Origin of the sequence: Pelomonas margarita, from assembly GCF_043555875.1 — a bacterium.
Classification (GTDB): Bacteria; Pseudomonadota; Gammaproteobacteria; order Burkholderiales; family Burkholderiaceae_C; genus Pelomonas; species Pelomonas margarita.
Genome location: NZ_JBIGHW010000014.1, coordinates 92,022 through 106,931, shown reverse-complemented (window position 1 = coordinate 106,931; position 14,910 = coordinate 92,022). Strand labels below are relative to the sequence as shown.

The window sequence follows — 14,910 nt, the reverse complement described above, 5'->3', positions numbered from 1 at the left end:
GGCCCACGGCACGATGGTGTCCATCGTCTGCAGGAACACGTCGCGCCGCGTCGGCCTGCGGAATCGTTCGAACTCCGCGCCTTGATCGGCTGCCGCTGCCAAGGTTGCTTGCTTCATGCCAGCATGATCTCGAAGTGGTGCCAGCATTGCCACCAGATCAACCCGGAAGGCGGACCTTAATCAGCGTAGCCCTAAGTTGAAGGTGGAAGTCAGATAGCCCGAGCAATCCATGGTGTAGATGACCGCATCGGAGCTCTTGTCGATTAGCCCGAAGGGGTTGAGCTTGGCATAGATACTCGAGCTTTTCAGCCGAACGCTGGTTGGCAGCATTGCTGGGGCGGTTGGGGCGAACTGCACCGAGGCCAGAGCTGCAGCGGCAGACTGACCGTTGATCGCGGTGTACTTTAGCTGCTCGACGTGTGGAGGGAACAGCTTGCTGTCCAGGTCCGGGGGAATGTAGCCGGAGGGGTTTGTCGCCTTAATCCTTTCCTGGACTGCGGCCGGCAGCTGGCAATCGAACTCTTTGAACAGGATTTGCATCTCCTGCCGCAGCGAGTTTGCTTTTGGAGACACAACTTCCTCTGCTTTGAACAAAGCTTTCTTGGCCTCGTAAAGGTTCGCCTTCAACCGTTGGTAGGCCGCCGCCGTTGAGGATTCTGTACTCGGCGTGGCCGGCGTGCCGGTGCTGCTCTGGGCGAGCGCCTGCGTGTAGGCTCCCCCGGCCAGCATCACTATGAGGAAGTTCGAACGAAATACTCCGCGCGTAACCATGGCTGTTCTCCCTTTTTCTAGTTGAGAGGACTGTCATCGGCCATCCGTCGCTGGGATATACGTTGATACCCGAAGTGCACATCGAGTCGGGACGGCCTCTCCATAGGGTTGATGAAGGCAGGCATGGACGTCTTCGGCTGGCGCGGGGTTGTGCCAAATTAATTAATGATCGGTAGGCCGTCGGCGGGGGGATAGGCCGCGGCTGCCGATGGGCGAAAACGCATCTCTGTCTGTCGGGCGGCGGTCTTCGAACCAGTGACGGGTAGTATCAGACGCAGCGCATCGACTGCACGAACTCCTCGACCTGTAGCATCAGATCCTCGAGGTCGGTTCTTGCAAAGCGTGCATTGACTCTGAACGTCACGCCATCAGGTCCGGCTTCCCTAATCTCGACGACGGCGCGGCTATCAACACTCAGGCTGGGTGATGGGCAGAAGCCGCTGGTGATGGAGCCTCCATCACCGACTGGTGGTCCCGCGCCGCAGAGAAGTCGCCCGACGGCCTGTCTTGCCGGCAGAGGCCCCTCAACGTCAAGAACCTTCAGCGCCTGAGCCTGCAAGCCCGCAGCATCATGTCTCCATGCCGTTTGGAGCCGCCTGATGTCGTCGCAGCTGATCTCCAGCGGCGACTTGAAGACCTGAATGAAGTCCGCCGGCAAGGAGGCGAGCCAGATCTTCCGTGTGGCATCTGCCTGGTCGATGCCCAGGGCCTGGGCCATCTTTCGCTGGCTCGCGTACAACTTGGCTTCCAGCAAGCGCTTGTAGAACAAGCCGGCCTCGTAGGCCGACAGCTTGGCGCGCTCGCGGTTTTCCGCGTGCATGCGCTCTACCAGCCGGCCTTCGGTGAGCTCCTCGACGATGGCCCGGACGGGAAGCTCGAGCTCCCGGCAGGCGCGCAGGCGGCGATGGCCGTAGGCGAGCTCAAAGTGGAGCAGGCCTGCAGCGCTGGCGATCGAGGGCAGGGGGCGGACAAGGATGGGGATCTGGTTTTCGCCGTCATGTCGAATACTCTCCTTCAGTTTCAGAAATTCGCTGTTGTTGAAGCTCTGCTCCTGTCTAGGCGCCCAGCGGGACAGCACGATCTGTGCGGGGTCGAGACGCAGCACGGGTTGATGCTCGATGGGCGAGTGCTTGGGTGCCGATCGGGCCTTGCCGAGCTTGATCGTGGTCCGGATCTGGACGATTGCCTCACCCCGCTTGATCGCTGAGCGAGCGGCACCGCGCACGGCTTGTTCCAGTCGCGTGCCTGGACGACGCGGGGCCAGGCCTGCGCTGGCGGCCGTGGCTGGCGCGCCAGCTGATGGTGACGCGATGGCGCTGCTTGGGTCTGCTGCTTCGGTCATGGGGTTGGGGCGGGCTTCGAGAGAGGACAGTCTGGCGAGTCGAAGGAGATTTGTCGCGCCGAGCGTGCAATCGCAGGCAGCGCGCTGCCTGCGCTCCTGCGGTGATGACATGACGATGTGGTGGCATGCCACCGTGTCACCATGTCATCACATTGGCTGCCGAGCTCAATCTCCCTTCAGTGGCGGCAGACCGCGCTGCTTGAGCAGTTCGCTGAGGCCGGCCACGAGCAGGCGCTGGAGCGACGTCTTCTCCCTCATTGCGAGCTCGGTCGCGCTGTGCCAGTCGGCCCGGCTCAGGCGCACGGCGATGCCGACGCGTTCATTCTTGCCGCGGGTAGGCACGAAGGCGGTGTCAGATGAGGCCGTGACATCGGACGCGGGCTTGACCGCGAACTTGCTCAGGCCGCTGCTTGCTGGGTTTGCCATGTTTCTTCCTTCCTCATGTGCTCGGACAACCAGGTCCAGTAGTCGGTGATCTCGGCGGCCGCCTTCGAGCTGCCGGAGGCGCATTCGGTGACTGCGATCCCATCGGCAAGGGCGCGCGAGAACGCGCATCGGTCGCCGATCACGATCGGTGACACCACGCCGCCAGTGCTCAGCGCGGCGATGGTCTGGGCGACCTCTGGCGCCCGGGTCGGTGCACGGTTGATGACGAAGGAATGCGGCTTGCCCGTGGCACGCGCCAGCGCCACCGATCGAGCGGTCGCTGCCAGGTCCGGCATGGTGGGCTGGCTCGGGATCACGATGTGGTCGGCGGCGCGCAGCAGCGCTGCCGTTCCTGGTGCGGCATGGGGCGGACAGTCGATGACCGCGAGGTCGAAGCCCTCATCCCGCGCAGCCGCCAGCAACTGCTCGATGGAGCTCGGCTCCGCGCGGGCGATGAAGGGGGAGGGCTGCTTGCGGTCGGCCGCCCAGTTGGCCACGGTGGCTTGCTGATCGGCATCGACCAGGATGACCTTCATCGACCGGCTGGCGGCGACGGCCAGATGCACGGCCAGGGTCGACTTGCCCGCGCCGCCTTTCTGAGAGAACACGGCGATGGTCAGCATGACTGCTCCTTTGGTGACGTGATGACATGAAGGCACGTCGCCATGTCATCACTGTTGCTGGCCCGGCAGCGCCTGGGCGGGATGAGTCCGACGATCGTCGGCTTCCTTGCATGGATGGGAATTTCAAGGCTCTTCATGGGGTGTGGCCGCGCAGGCCGGGCTGAGGAGCGGCAGATCGGTTCACCGCGTTCCTCGGAGTTGCCGCGAGCCGATCCAGCATGGCTTGGCCGACCACGCGGTTGTTGGTGTGCCAGCCCGACACGAAGCTGCCATCGCGCTTCTTGATGGTCAGCGCTTGAACAATGCGGGCTGCCTCGCGCAGCCGCTCGAAATCCAGCGGGTAGTGCAGGCTGTTTTCCTGATGCGCCTTGAGGCGAGCGTGCAGCGAGCCCTGGGCATATGAGCCTGCGCTGACATAGGTCTTCAGGTGCGTGGACGACTGCCCTCCGAACTGGCCCGAGGCGCTGCTCAGTCGCACGTGCGCGTCTTGCGCAGCGTGGCCGACGATGAGCTCGGCGTCGCCGACTGGCGTTCCGTGCACGTGCAGCCGGGTGATGACCGTGTGCCGGAAGCTGTGGAAGACCTTGTCCGGCGAGGTGATGCCGATGGAATCCAGATGCTCGCCGAAGGTCCGGCTGACGTGCTTGGATGGGTCGTTCTGCCGCGTGTCGTTGAGCTCGCGGTGCGGGAACAGCGCCGTGGCGCCGAGTGCCTTCACGTGATCGACATAGTCGATCAGGCCGAGGTCGATCAGCGCCTGCGGAAGCGGGACATGGCGCACCGAGTTGCTGTTCTTGGCCCTGGCGCGCGGTCCGCCTTCCGCGCCGGCGTCGTCGTTCACGCTCAGCAGATAGACGCCGTGCTCGGGCGAGAAGCGGATGTCGGAGGCCTGCCGCGTCACGATCTCCGCCAGCCGGGCCCCGAGGTAGGCGCCGATCAAGGGCGACCAGAAGTCATCAGCGGCGCGCATGTTTTCCAGGTAACGGACCGGATCGAAGATCAGGGCCAGCTCGGCATCGGTGAAGGACTGGTAGCTGTTGCTGCGCTTGGCGCTGGCAGCACCCTTGCGCAGCCCTTCTGTTGCGCCGTGGAAGGCCGCGTCCATCGGGTTGGCCGCTACCCAGCTCTTGCCGACGGCGTAGGCATAGAAATTCTCGAGGTGGCCGATGGCTTTGATCACGGTGCGCGGAGACAGGGTCTCGAAGCCATCGTTGCCGTTGGCGTCGTGCGCGAAGGGTTTCGTTTTCGAAGCTGCGCCATCGCTGCAGGCCTTCGCCGGGCGTTGGGCATATTCGGTCACGAAGTCGATCAGCTCGTCACGGCGGATGTCGTGAACGTAGATCAACTGCGATGGGCGTCGGCGGGCGATGAGATGAACCTGCAGCAGATCCATCGTCCGACGCTTCTCGCTGGCGGTGCCGCGGCGATTGCCATTGAGCGTGGGGCGAGATTGTTCGAAGAGCTCGATCGCCGTCTTCAGCAGGACCGGATTGGCGGGGTGGGCCGCCGACATGATGGCCGGTGTGGCTTGCTGCACCAGGGCTGCGGCGGCCTCGACGGGAGCCACGCCGTCCTCGACCGTCGCCAGCAGGGCCTGGCGGAGTTCCGGTCTGTCACGCAGCAGCTGGTCGAACTGGTGTCTGCCCTGGCCATCCCGGATGTTCCATTGCGTTTCGCCGATGGTGACGGTCAGCGGCGCCTTCATGCCGGCGCTGCGCTGCTTGGCGCGTGTCGCTGCACGCACGCGCTCCAGCAGCAGATTGAATTCGAGCGCCAGGATGCGCGCTTCACCGGGATCGGTCGTGCGCAGCGAGAATCGAATCTCGCGCGGCGAGCCATCGGCCCGCATGCCGGCGGGAACAATCCATCGCAGGCAGTAGGTGCCGTGGCGATTCTTTGCGAGGCGGGAGGTTTTTGCGGCCAAAGGTGGATACCTCAAGTGGATACCCGGCCAACGAAAAAATCCCCGCAAGTGCTTGACTCACGGGGCTTCTCGACATTTTGGTGGCGCTTCAGGGATTCGAACCCCGGACCTGCGGATTATGATTCCGTCGCTCTAACCGGCTGAGCTAAAGCGCCTAAGCCCGCTATTCTAAGCGCAGTTTTCAGGGTCTGACAAGAAGGTTCTGAAAAAAGTTGTCGGGCAGGCGTTTCAGGCCTTCCACGACGCGCTCGGCGTTGAAGCGGGCGCCGACGTCGTTGGTGTGCGTGCGGGCGTCGGAGAAGAAGCCGTCGACGCGTTCGGCGCCAACCGCGCGGTAGGCCTGGGCGACCAGCAGCGTCAGGTCGATGAAGTGCGCGCCCTGGGCCCGGGCGACCTGTTCGCCCCAGGCGGCGTAGTTCTCAAAGTCGCGCGGCTGCTCGGGCTTCCAGCGGTCCTTGTGCGGGATGGGCGACAGCACGACGACTTTGGCACCCTTGGCCTGGGCGTCGGTGATGTAGCGCTTGAGGTACCAGCCAAAGCTGTGCACGGCTTCCTTGCTGCCGTCGGGGCGGGTGTCTTCCACGGTCTCGTCGCCGAGGCCGGGCACCGAGCCGCGGTTCTTGCCGGCAGGGTCGCCGATGCGGGCGCCGTCGTTGTGGCCGAACTGGACCAGCAGCCAGTCACCGGCTTTCAGCTGCTCCAGCACCGAAGCCCAGCGGCCTTCGGTGAAGAAGGTGCGGCTGCTGCGGCCGCCGATGGCGTTGTTGACGATGTTGACGCGCTGCGTGTCAAACAGCGGCGCCAGCCGCTCGCCCCAGCCGATGGCGCCGTTCTGGCCGCCGCTGCGCACTGTGGAGTCGCCGATCAGCACGATGCTGGGCAGCTTGGCGTCGCGCGGGGCCTCGACCTTGACCTTGCGGGCATCCACGACCGGCCGGTCGTCGCTGCCGTCCGGCGCGAAGCGCTGCTTGTAGACGTCTTCCGGCAGCACCTTGTTCTGCAGCAGCCCGGCGATCACGAGCTGGGCGTTCACCGCCGCGCCCAGCCAGTTGGTGTGAACGGTCTCTGGGTCGGGAGGGAAGAGGGTGGCGACCACGGCCTTGCCCAGGCCTTCGTAGCGCTTGGCGCCCCACTCGTTCAAGTCGATGAAGGCCACGCCCTCCTGCTTGGCGACCTCGGCGGCCCAGCCGGCGAAGTTGCCGCCGGCGCGCGTGACGGTCACGCCGTCGGCCTCCCAGCGCTTGCGGATGACGGGCGACGCGACCACCGGCGTGGCACCTGCGGCGCGGATCTCGGCGATGTAGCCGCGCAGGTAGGCGCCGTAGGTGAACACCGTCTCGGGCTTGCCGGTCAGCAGGTTGTTGATGTCTTCCTTCTCAGGCCCGGTGCCGCGCAGCACGCCGCGCGCACGGCTGTTGTCGTTCACCGGGCTGGCGTCGTTGTGGCCGAACTGCATGACGACCCAGTCGCCGCGCTTGATGAAGGGCTTGGTGCGCTCCCAGTGGCCGCTGCTGCGGTAGGTGCGGCTGGAGAGGCCGCCCACGGCGCGGTTGACGACGTTGATCTTGCTGGTGTCGAGGTAATGGGCGATGGGGGTGCCCCAGCCCCACTGGCCTTCGGCCCCCTTGCCCTGACCGTCGTCGCGGCCGTTGCGCACGGTGGAGTCGCCGATCAGGATGAGCGAGGGCAGGGCCGGGTTGGCCGGCTCCGGCAGCGTCACCTGCGCGCGGGCCGGGTCGGTGGTGGCGGTGAATTCCTGGGCCTGGAGCGGGGCCAGGGGCAGGGTGAACAGCAGCGACGCCAGCAGGCGGCGGGTCAGGCGCTGGGTGGGCAGGGCGGTCATGGCGCGCATGCTAGGAGCAGCCGGGCTCCACGCGCCGGCTGCGATGACGCAAGTTCTTGAGCGATTGGCGGCCAGCAACATGCAGCAACGTGGCGGCTCCTAGAGTGCCGCCACCTTGAACTGGGAATTCACCATGTCCTTTCGCAAGACCTCCCTGCTGCTGGCCGTCCTGATCGCTGTGGCGCCCGCCTGGGCCCAGATCGGCCAGCGCTTCCCGTCGGAGAAGAAGGTCGTCAACGACCCCGTCACCGGCACGCCGCTGACCTTCCTGACGACGCAGCCGCGCGGCGACGCCAAGATCTACCCCAGCCACCCGCAGTGGACGGCCGACGGTCAGTGGCTGGTGTTTCGCTCCAACCGCGTGAAGGGCGAGGCCATCGCCGTCAACGAGGCCAGCGGCGAGATGGTGCAGGTCACCGAAGGCGGCTACGAAGGCATGCTCAACCTCGCGCAGTCGGGCGGCAACCGGCTGTACTTCCTGCGCAAGGATCCGGCCGGCGGCAACGACAAGATCCGCCAGGCCGTCGAGGTGGATCTGGACCGCGTGTTCGCCGACAGCAAGGCCGGAACGATGAAGCCGGCCGGCGCCTACCAGCGCATCTTCGCGACGCTGCCTGCCGAGCTGGAAGCCTATGGCGACAACGCGTTGGACGCCGACGGCCAGTGGTTCTACTTCCGCATCCAGGGCAAAGCCTATGCCGGCGCCCGGTTGCCGGCGGGCACCAAGCCCGAGCCGGCGTTCGGCCCGCGCAAGATGGGTGCCGGCCCGCATGCCATTGGCAAGATCAACGTGAAGACGGGCGAGGTGCAACACGTCGTCTCGGTGCCGTTTCAGATCGGCCACATCCAGAGCAACAGCTGGAACCCGGGCGAGCTGGTGTTCAGCTGGGAGACCGGTGGAAAGTCGCCGCAGCGCACCTGGACGGTCAAGGGCGACGGCAGCGGCCTGCGCCCGCTCTACCCCGAGGCGCCGTACGAGTGGGTCACGCACGAGGCCTTCATTGGCAAGGATGAGGTGGCACTGGCCATCATGGGCCACCGGCCCATTCCCGGCGTGCAGGACCCCAAGCGTGCGCCGGGCACGGCGGTGGAAGGCGCCAACCCCGGCCAGGAAGACGGCTGGGGCAACACCGGCACGCGCGAGAAGCCCACGGGCCTGGCCATCATCAACCTGCGCACGCGCGAGATGACCATCGCTGGCCAGACGCCCTCGGGCAGTGGGCTGTGGCATGTGCATGGCTCGCCGGACGGGCGCTTCGCCGTCGGCGACGACTTCAGTCGCAGCCTCTATCTGATCGACCGCCGCACGCGCGAGATGGTGATGCTGACCACCGGCCACAAGGACACGGCGCGGGACCACCCCCACCCCACCTTCAGTCCGGACGGCAAGAAGTTCCAGATCCAGTCGGCGATGCTGGCTGCTGATGGCCGCGAGATGAGTATCTGCATCGTGCCGGTGCCGCAATCTTGGCTGGACAGGAAATAAACATCAATTCAATGGCGACCACGAATGCGGTCGCGCGAATTTGAATATTCGGGAATATTCGTGGTGTATTTCCGATATTCGCTGAGGGTGTCGTTGCTGTCGTGATCGCACCGCCTCGGTGCGTGCTGTCGCGCAGCAAAGTGCTTGATTGCGCAAGGATTTGAGCGATCCACGCACCGAATCAGGGTTTTTACGAGGTCAAGCAATCAGTGCTGTGATTCTTTGGTGCGTGCCTGAGGGCTCGGGAATCTCGCCGCCTAGACTTGATCGCAGGGGCATAAATAACAAGGCATCCAGTGCCGCCTCGATGAGTTTCAGGAGAAGTACCCAATGCTGAAGTTGAATTCCCGCCACGCGCCGGTGATGCGCTGGTCTCCCCTTGCCATCGCCATCTCGGCCGCCTTGGCTGGCCAGGCCCAGGCTCAGCAGGTCGCAGCGCCTGCCGCCGCGGCATCGGCCTCGCCCGCCAAGACCGACGCCAACCAGCTCGAAACCGTCGTTGTGACCGGCATTCGCCGCTCCATTCAGAGCGCCATCGATCGCAAGAAGAACGCGTCCACGGTGCAGGACAGCATCATTGCGGAAGACATTGACCAGTTCCCCGACAAGAACGTCGGCGAGGCGCTGTCGCGCATCACGGGCGTGCAGCTCAGCCGCGAGTTCGGCGAAGGCTCGCAGGTGTCCATCCGGGGTGTCGAGCCTGACCTGAATCGCGTCGAGATCAACGGCATGCGCGTGCTGGGCTCAAACGGCGGCGCCGGCCGCGGTGCTGAACTGCGCGAGCTGGCGTCAGAGTTGATTGCGTCCATCGACGTGGTGAAAGGCTCGACCGCCGACGTCGCCGAGGGCAGCGTGGGTGGCACGGTGCGCATCAACACGCGCAAGCCGCTGGATTTCACGAAGCGCACAGTCGCGGCCTCGCTGTCTGCCGAGCAGGGCAGTCTGCGCGGTGGCGCGCAGCCGCGGGCCTCGCTGCTGCTTGCCGACAAGTTCCTGGACGGCAAGCTGGGCGTGATGGCCAACCTGGTCTACGACAACGTCCACACGCGTGGCGACTTTGCCCGCAATACCTCGTGGAGCTTCCTGCGCGACTGGGATGGCTCCGCCGAGAAGACGGTGACCAGCCTGAATGCCAATGCAGCGGCGGTGACGACGCCTGGTGGCTGTGCCTCACTGGCGGCGGCCGACCGAGCGCCCTGCAACGCGCAGTGGTTCGACTACTCGCCGCGCATCTCGCGCTACGGCATCTGGGCGCGAGACCACAAGCGCAGCACTGCGGAGGTGACGGCGCAGTACCGCTTCAGTAAGGACTTCGACGCCTATGTGAGCCACCAGGTCAACACCCAGGCGCAGAAGCTCAACGACATGAACTTCGGCACTGACTTTTCAGCCGTCAACCGGCTGGCAAGTGGTGGCGCGGCGCCTGTCTATCGTGCTGACGGCACGGTACAGACGGCGGGTACCTGTGGGTCGGTGGCTGCAGGCACGCCGGCGGGCATGGTGGTGGAAAACCATCATGTCACGCAGTACACGGTGGGCAACTGCCTGAACGCGGCTGGCCAGGGTGGCCAGGGGGCCTTCGGCACCTCGGCCCGTGACTTCGCGCTGGACATCGAGTCCAAGTACACGACCGCAGGTTTCAAGTTCCGCAATGACCGCTGGCGTGTCGAGGGGCTGCTGGGTGATTCCAAGTCCGACTACAAGAGCGAGAGCAACAACATCGTGCTGACGCAGAACGCGCCTGGCCTGGTGGTGAAGCTGGATGGAAACCGCCTGCCGCAGTTCACGTTCCCGACAGGCTACAGCCCGGACAGCGCGACCTCGTATGTGCAGGCGCAGCTGCAGTACCGTCCGGAGGCGACGCTCAACCGTGAGCGCCAGGCCAAGCTGGACTTCCAATACAACCTCGATCACAGCTTCTTCCAGAGCGTGTGGTTCGGCGGGCAGGCGACTGACGCGAGTGCGCGTCGTTTCACTGGCGGTGGTTTCGTCGTGAAGAACGAGGGCTCCCTGACCAACACCGACGAGGTGGGGGACATCAGCACCCGCTCGGCCAACGTCAACCAGACCCTCATCTTCGACCCGCTGTATGCCGGTACCGCTCAGCGCCCGAATGACACGCAGACCTTCATCAACGGCGGCAACAGGACCTCATATGTGAACGGCGCGCGCATGCAGGAGGTCATCAACGCGCTGCGCAGCAGCTCGCCTGGCACCTTCTTTGGCGGGTATGGCGACGCCGCTGGCCTGCCCGCGGGCTGGATGTCGCCGAGCTACAGCGCCGCTGTGCAGTCGGGCTTCTTCGATACCAGCGCGTTCAACCACCAGAATCTCTATCAGACGCCTGGCAGCGACGGCAAGACCTACGCGCAGAACCCGCTGTTTGATGTCAGCGAGAAGGTCAAGGCCGCGTATGTCCGCTTGGATTGGGGTACCGAAATCGCAGGGCTGCCGTTGGACGGCAATGTCGGCCTGCGCTACGCGCGCACGGACTTCTCCGCCATTGGCGTGCGCACCGATCGCACCTGCAACCCCACCGCCCTGACGAGTTGCTCGGCACTTGTCAACAGCAACGCAGTCGTGGCGGCCAGCGGCAGCTACAACGACGTGTTGCCTAGCTTGAACGGCACCTTGCAGTTGCTCAACGGCCAGTTGTTGGTGCGCGGCGGCTGGGCCAAGGTCATGTCGCGTCCTGCGATCGACCTGCTGGCGCCTAACGTGACTTGTACGACGGGCAGTGGCCTTTCATCGCGTGGTGGCGATGGCACGGATGATTGCTCGGCCGGCAACCCTGATCTGAAGCCTTATCGCGCCACCAAGTACGACCTGAGCTTGGAGTACTACCCCAGCCGCGACACCCAGGTCAGTCTGGCGACCTTCCGTACCGACATCGACACCTACATCCGCCGCAATGTTGTGATCCGGGGCGTCGACTACTTCGGTGACGGCCGTCTGTTCGATGTGACCCAGTCCATCAACGGCAAGGGTGCCAAGACGCAGGGCATCGAGTTGGCTGGTCGCACCGCGCTGTCCTTCCTGCCAGGCTGGCTCAGTGGTTTTGGTGTCGATGCCAACGTCACGCGCATGAGCTTCAGCTACGCGCAGGGCAACGAGTTGATCAGCCCGCTGGACAACACTGTGCTGCCCTACCCGGGCATGTCCAAGCTGGCCTACAACCTGGGCCTGTGGTTTGACGACGGTGAGTTCAACGCGCGCCTGGCCTACCACCATCGCGACAAGTACTACACCGGTGGCAACGACGTGTCGGGCAATCCGAACTTCCGCGACAAGACGGGCTACCTGGACGCCAAGCTGCAGTGGAAGGCCACCAAGAACCTGACGCTGTCGGTCGAGGGCAAGAACCTCACCGACCAGGCCGAGCTGACCTACGCGGGCGACCTGTCGCGCCCCAACGAGCTGGCGTGGTCGGGCCGTCGCTACTACGTCACGCTGGGCTACAAGCTCTGATCTCCGGGCCTGGCCTGAGCGGCCAATCCTGTTGCGCCTGTTCATCAGGTGCCCGGCCTCGCAAGAGGCCGTTTTTTTATGGATGGTGCCCCTCGCCCAGACCGCCCCGCTGGACGCGGGCGGTCTGGGCGGCCTGAGCACCTGCACTGGCACGACGGCTGCGTGACGATGGAAGGAACATAGACATGACGATGCGTTCACCGATCTCCAAGCTGGCCTGCGGCCTGTTGTTGGCTGTGGCTGGCCTGGCGCATGCCGATGCGCTGCAGGTCGAGAAGCTCGACCGCGGCGTGGTCGCGCTGAGCGCGCCGTCGGGCGTGTTCGTCAGCTGGCGGCTGCTGGGCAACGAGCCGGCCAGCGTGCGCTTCAACGTCTACCGCGATGGCAGGCGGCTCAACGGCGCACCGCAGGCGCTGACCAACTTCACGGACGTGCAGGGCCGAGCCGACAGCCTCTACACGGTGCGCGCCGTCATCGACGGCCGCGAGCAGCCGGCCTCGGCAGCCACCGCACCCTGGGCCCAGCCCTACCTGCGCGTGCCGGTGCACAAGCCCGAGGGCGGCACCACGCCCGATGGCGTGGCCTACACCTACCAGCTCAACGACGGCTCGCCAGCCGACGTCGACGGCGATGGCCAGTACGAGCTCATCGTCAAGTGGCAGCCCACCAACGCCAAGGACAACTCGCACCGCGGCCACACCGGCCACACGCTGCTCGACGCCTACCGGCTGGACGGCACGCGGCTGTGGCGCATCGACCTTGGCCCCAACATCCGCGCCGGAGCGCACTACACCAGCTTCGTCGCCTACGACTTCGATGGCGACGGCCGTGCCGAGGTCATGATGAAGACGGCCGACGGCACGGTGGACGGCACCGGTCGGGTGATCGGCGATGCCAAGGCCGACTTTCGCAACGAGGGCGGCTATGTGTTGTCCGGGCCGGAGTTCCTGACCGTCTTCAACGGCCAGACCGGGGCCGCAATGGCGAGCACCGACTACACGCCGCCGCGCGGCGACGTGGGCGCCTGGGGCGACCGCTATGGCAACCGCGTGGACCGCTTCACCGCCGGCGTGGCCTATCTGGACGGCCAGCGGCCCAGCGCCGTGTTCGCGCGGGGCTACTACACGCGGGCCGTCATTGCGGCCTGGGACTGGCGTGGCGGCCAGCTCACCCAACGCTGGGTGTTCGACAGCGACCGTGATGCCGCCAGCAAGCCCGCGGCCGGGCAGGGCGCACACTGGTTCTCGGTGGCCGATGTGGATGGCGACGGCCGGCAGGACATCATCTACGGCGCCGCCACCATTGCCAGCACCGGCCAGCTGCTCTACGGCACCGGTCTGTGCCATGGCGACGCGCTGCACGTCAGCAATCACGACCCGGATCGCGAGGGTCAGCAGGTCTTCATGGTGCACGAGAGCCCGCGCTGCTACGGCGCGCATGGCCTGGAGATGCACGACGGCGCGACCGGCCGGGTGCTATGGAGCATGTCCGGCAACAACACCGACGTGGGCCGCGGCGTGTGCTTCGACATCGATCCCGCGCACCCGGGCGCCGAGTGCTGGGGCAATGTGGGTGGCCTGATGAACGCCAGCGGCAAGCTCATCAGCGACAAGCACCCCAACCGCTACAACTTCGCTGCCTGGTGGGACGGCGACCTGCTGCGCGAGTCGCTGGACCATGTCGCCATCGACAAGTGGAACCCGGCCAGCTTCAAGTTCGAGCCGTTGCTGAGCGGCAAGGCCTTCGGCGCCGCGTCCAACAACGGCACCAAGGGCAATCCGGTGCTGTCAGCCGACCTGCTGGGCGACTGGCGCGAGGAGGTCGTCTGGCGCAACGAGGACAGCACGGCGCTGCTGGTGTTCTCCACCGGCCTCCCGAGCGAGCACCGTCTCGTCACGCTGATGCACGACCCGCAATACCGCGTGCAGGTGGCAGCGCAGAACGCCGGCTACAACCAGCCGCCGCACACCAGCTACCACCTCGGCGCGGCGATGAAGACGCCCCGCCCCCTGCCTATCAAGGTCACGCCATGAAGCTCATCGCCACGCTCACGCTGCTGGCTGCGCTGGCAGGCTGCGCCAGCGCCCCTGAACCCGCGCCGCGCCCGCTCTACCGCGACCCCACCCTGGACGGCGCGGCCGACGTGTCCCTCGTCTTCAACCGGGGCTTGAAGCGCTGGGAAATGTTCTACACGAACCGCCGCGCCACGCTGCGGCTGGACGACCCCAAGGATGTCAGCTGGGTGCACGCCACGCCCATCGGCATCGCCACCACGCAGGATGGCAACCGCTGGACCTTCGACAGCGAGGCGAAGTTCCCTGCCGAATGCACTGGCGTCACGCTGTGGGCCCCCGAGATCCAGGAGTTTGACGGGCTCTACCACCTGTGGCTCACCATCGTGCCTGGCATCCACAAGAGCTGGACGGGCGAGCGCCGCATCGAGCACCTCACCAGCACCGACCTGCGCACCTGGACCTGCGCCGGCCGCGTGGACCTGGGCTCGCCCAAGGTCATCGACGCGTCCGTCATCCGCGCGCCGCAGGGCGGCTGGCGCATGTGGTTCAAGGACGAGCAGGCCGGCAGCAAGCTCAAGGTGGCCGACAGCCCCGACCTCAAGACCTGGACCGTGCGCGGCCCCGTCAGCCACCTGCCGGGCGAAGGCCCGACGGTGTTCCGGTTCGGCGGCAAGTGGTGGCTGGTGGCCGACCTGTGGAAGGGCCTGCTGGTGCTGCGCTCCGATGACGCACAGACCTGGGAGGAGCAACCCACGCGTCTGCTGGCCGGCATCGGCGACCACCCCACCGACCGCGCCAAGGGTCAACACCCCGGCGTGACCGTCGTGGACGACCGGGCTTACCTCTTCTACTTCACGCACCAGAGCGGCGAGCCCGAGGCGAAGACCGACGACCGCTGGCACCAGCGCACCGTCATCCAGGCCGCCGAGCTGACGCTGAAGGACGGCTGGCTCCACGTCGACCGCAACGCGCCGCCGCCTGACCTGCGCGCGGCCTTCAAGGCCCGGTGACT

Annotated in this window: 10 protein-coding genes, 1 tRNA gene and 1 pseudogene; 4 read left to right on the top strand and 8 right to left on the bottom strand. The window is 65.8% G+C overall.

Annotated elements, in window-relative coordinates:
* The 8 genes and pseudogenes from ACG0Z3_RS23415 to ACG0Z3_RS20125 all read right to left on the bottom strand — a co-directional run.
* Positions 1 to 117 (bottom strand): annotated as a pseudogene (locus tag ACG0Z3_RS23415) (IS5/IS1182 family transposase); the annotation flags it as partial.
* Between the two features lie 63 nt (positions 118 to 180).
* Positions 181 to 771 carry a hypothetical protein gene (locus ACG0Z3_RS20155; RefSeq protein WP_394400956.1) on the bottom strand — a complete coding sequence of 197 codons (591 nt, stop codon included), beginning with the start codon at positions 769 to 771 and terminating at the stop codon, positions 181 to 183.
* Positions 772 to 1,039: 268 nt separating this feature from the next.
* On the bottom strand, positions 1,040 to 2,113 hold the full coding sequence (locus ACG0Z3_RS20150) for a ParB/RepB/Spo0J family partition protein (protein ID WP_394400953.1): 1,074 nt from the start codon (positions 2,111 to 2,113) through the stop codon (positions 1,040 to 1,042).
* Positions 2,114 to 2,278: 165 nt separating this feature from the next.
* Entirely contained in the window at positions 2,279 to 2,539 is a 261-nt protein-coding gene (locus ACG0Z3_RS20145) for a hypothetical protein (protein WP_394400951.1), read from the bottom strand.
* Positions 2,512 to 3,162: an AAA family ATPase gene (locus tag ACG0Z3_RS20140; protein ID WP_394400948.1), complete on the bottom strand. Its 651-nt coding sequence runs from the start codon at positions 3,160 to 3,162 to the stop codon at positions 2,512 to 2,514. Before ACG0Z3_RS20140 ends, ACG0Z3_RS20145 begins: the two co-directional genes overlap by 28 nt.
* A gap of 133 nt (positions 3,163 to 3,295) precedes the next feature.
* Positions 3,296 to 5,086: a DUF6538 domain-containing protein gene (locus ACG0Z3_RS20135; RefSeq protein ID WP_394400945.1), complete on the bottom strand. Its 1,791-nt coding sequence runs from the start codon at positions 5,084 to 5,086 to the stop codon at positions 3,296 to 3,298.
* 78 nt (positions 5,087 to 5,164) lie between these two features.
* Positions 5,165 to 5,241: transfer RNA gene (locus tag ACG0Z3_RS20130), tRNA-Met, on the bottom strand.
* Between the two features lie 26 nt (positions 5,242 to 5,267).
* Entirely contained in the window at positions 5,268 to 6,929 is a 1,662-nt protein-coding gene (locus ACG0Z3_RS20125; RefSeq protein WP_394400942.1) for a rhamnogalacturonan acetylesterase, read from the bottom strand.
* A gap of 133 nt (positions 6,930 to 7,062) precedes the next feature.
* Here ACG0Z3_RS20125 and ACG0Z3_RS20120 point away from each other — a divergent pair, with 133 nt between their 5' ends.
* The 4 genes from ACG0Z3_RS20120 to ACG0Z3_RS20105 all read left to right on the top strand — a co-directional run bounded on the left by ACG0Z3_RS20120 (position 7,063) and on the right by ACG0Z3_RS20105 (position 14,908).
* Entirely contained in the window at positions 7,063 to 8,415 is a 1,353-nt protein-coding gene (locus tag ACG0Z3_RS20120) for a TolB-like translocation protein (RefSeq protein WP_394400939.1), read from the top strand.
* 330 nt (positions 8,416 to 8,745) lie between these two features.
* The gene (locus tag ACG0Z3_RS20115) at positions 8,746 to 11,883 is read left to right on the top strand and encodes a TonB-dependent receptor (protein ID WP_394400937.1); all 3,138 of its coding nucleotides are present in this window, start codon (positions 8,746 to 8,748) and stop codon (positions 11,881 to 11,883) included.
* Between the two features lie 185 nt (positions 11,884 to 12,068).
* On the top strand, positions 12,069 to 13,916 hold the full coding sequence (locus tag ACG0Z3_RS20110) for a rhamnogalacturonan lyase (RefSeq protein ID WP_394400934.1): 1,848 nt from the start codon (positions 12,069 to 12,071) through the stop codon (positions 13,914 to 13,916).
* Positions 13,913 to 14,908, top strand: coding sequence for a glycoside hydrolase family protein (locus tag ACG0Z3_RS20105; protein WP_394400931.1), 996 nt, complete (start codon positions 13,913 to 13,915; stop codon positions 14,906 to 14,908). The genes ACG0Z3_RS20110 and ACG0Z3_RS20105 overlap by 4 nt, the downstream gene beginning before the upstream one ends.
* Positions 14,909 to 14,910 lie beyond the last annotated feature (2 nt).

Coding starts and splice junctions, on each gene's coding strand:
- ACG0Z3_RS20140 (WP_394400948.1), bottom strand. CDS start 3,162: ATGCTGACCATCGCCGTGTTCTCTCAGAAAGGCGGCGCGGGCAAGTCG.
- ACG0Z3_RS20150 (WP_394400953.1), bottom strand. CDS start 2,113: ATGACCGAAGCAGCAGACCCAAGCAGCGCCATCGCGTCACCATCAGCT.
- ACG0Z3_RS20155 (WP_394400956.1), bottom strand. CDS start 771: ATGGTTACGCGCGGAGTATTTCGTTCGAACTTCCTCATAGTGATGCTG.
- ACG0Z3_RS20120 (WP_394400939.1), top strand. CDS start 7,063: ATGTCCTTTCGCAAGACCTCCCTGCTGCTGGCCGTCCTGATCGCTGTG.
- ACG0Z3_RS20125 (WP_394400942.1), bottom strand. CDS start 6,929: ATGACCGCCCTGCCCACCCAGCGCCTGACCCGCCGCCTGCTGGCGTCG.
- ACG0Z3_RS20115 (WP_394400937.1), top strand. CDS start 8,746: ATGCTGAAGTTGAATTCCCGCCACGCGCCGGTGATGCGCTGGTCTCCC.
- ACG0Z3_RS20105 (WP_394400931.1), top strand. CDS start 13,913: ATGAAGCTCATCGCCACGCTCACGCTGCTGGCTGCGCTGGCAGGCTGC.
- ACG0Z3_RS20145 (WP_394400951.1), bottom strand. CDS start 2,539: ATGGCAAACCCAGCAAGCAGCGGCCTGAGCAAGTTCGCGGTCAAGCCC.
- ACG0Z3_RS20110 (WP_394400934.1), top strand. CDS start 12,069: ATGACGATGCGTTCACCGATCTCCAAGCTGGCCTGCGGCCTGTTGTTG.